Genomic DNA, 2,012 nt, shown 5'->3' on the forward strand with positions numbered 1-2,012 from the left:
CGCTGAACCATTTACCGGAGACCTCTTCAGATTTCGATCACCGCCACGCCGTGACTTCACCCGGCCTGCACAAATTTATGAAACGCGCCCTAGTCCCTTCGGTCGATCTTCACGGCATGAACATCTGATCGGGCTGGCCGGGAACGGGGCCTCCCACTTAGCCTCTCCCTAATTCCGATCATCCGTCTGGCGTGAACCGTCGATGTCCGCCGGGGTGATCCTCGTGGGGAGGAAACAACCATCAGCACGAAGGGCATGGAAAGGGCTGCGTATGGACGGCTCGTAAGCCGGCCGCGGCGCTGGGCGATGGTGGGCGTCTCGACGCTCGCCGCCGCGGGCGTGGTGCTCGTCTCGGGCACGCCGGCCTCGGCGGAGGTGGTCAATCCGCCGCGGGGCGAGGTTCTCGGCGACGCGAACCAGAGCCTGGCCGGTAGCTACCTCGTTCAGCTGAAGAGCACCGCCTTCGGTGGTATGAACACGGCGCAGGCGAAGGCCGGCGTCACCAGTTCGGCGAAGGCTCTGACGACCCGTCACGGCGGCAAGGTCACCAGCGAGTACAGCGTCGTGTTGAAGGGCTTCGCGGTCAGCGGTCTCTCCGAGGACGAGGCCGCGCGTCTGGCGGCAGACCCTTCGGTGGCGTCCGTCTCGCGTGATGTCCTGCAGCGCAAGTCGGACACGCAGAGCAATCCGGTCTGGAACCTGGACCGGATCGACAGCCGCATCATGATGCCGAACTATCAGTACACCTACCCGAACACGGCGTCGTCGGTGACGGCGTACGTGATCGACACGGGTCTGTACAAGGAGCACAACGAGTTCGGCGGCCGGGCTTCGTGGGGCAAGAACTTCGTCGACCGGGCGCTCCGCCCGGCCACCGACCCGTATGGTCGGAACACGCCCGAGCACAACCTGCCGGAGAACGTCTCCGACTGTGACGGGCACGGCACGCACGTGGCCGGCACGCTCGGCGGCACCACGTACGGTGTGGCCAAGCAGGTGAAGATCGTCGGGGTCCGCGTCCTGGACTGCAACGGCCTCGGCTACATCACTGAGGTCATCGCCGGCATCGAATGGGTCACGGCGAACGCGGTCAAGCCGGCCGTGGTCAACGTGAGCCTCGGTGCCAACGAGATCATCCCGGCGCAGGACGAGGCCGTCCGCAAGTCGATCGCGTCCGGGCTCACCTACTCGATCGCCGCCGGTAACGGCGACGGCGACCCGTACAACCCGCGGCCGCTCAATGCCTGCGACCAGTCACCGGCCCGGGTCCCCGAGGCGTTGACCGTCGGTGCATTGGACCAGTGGGCCTACGGCGGCTTGGAGTTCCCGGCCGCCTGGTCGAACTACGGGCCGTGCGTGGACATCTTCGCCCCCGGCACCCACATCACGTCGGCAATGATCGGCTGGGCGTACGGCACCGCTGAGCTGGATGGCACGTCGATGGCGTCTCCGCACGTCGCCGGCGCGGCCGCGCTGATCCTGCAGGCACACCCGAACTACACCCCGTCGCAGGTGCGCCAGGCGATCATCCAGAGCGCCACGAACGGTGTCCTGGACATGGGGGCGACGTACCAGCCGTACGCGGCGAACAGCACGGCGAACCGGCTCCTGTACGTGCGTCAGGTCGACCCGCCGGCGATCGCGTCGAAGCCCGTTGGGATCAACAACCAGCGGTTCGGCACGACCGAGGTGTACGGGCGTACGACGGACAACCGGATCGTGTACGCGTACCGGGCCGGTACGGAGTGGTCGGACTGGTCTGACCTGGGTGGCAACACGCAGGGTGACCCGGCTGTGCTGTACAACCCGACGTACGGCACCACTGAGGTGTACGCGCGTCTGTCGAACAACCACCTTGCCTACCGTTACTACTCCAACGGTTGGTCCGGGTGGAACGACCTCGGGGGCGAGCTGGCGGGTAACCCGGCCATCTTGTACAACCCGAAGTACGGCACGACCGAGATCTACGCCCGGTTCGCTGACGGGACGCTGAAGTACAAGTACTACGCCAA

The 2,012-nt window shown here is 66.1% G+C and carries 1 protein-coding gene; it reads left to right on the forward strand.

Annotated features, from left to right (window positions below; all coding sequences use genetic code 11):
• Nucleotides 1-306: 306 nt before the first annotated feature.
• On the forward strand, nt 307-2,012 hold a 1,706-nt coding region (locus AB0I21_RS57415; protein WP_360574512.1), incomplete at its 3' end, for a S8 family serine peptidase.

It is taken from the genome of Dactylosporangium sp. NPDC050588, assembly GCF_040654975.1.
Taxonomy (GTDB): Bacteria; Actinomycetota; Actinomycetes; order Mycobacteriales; family Micromonosporaceae; genus Dactylosporangium; species Dactylosporangium maewongense.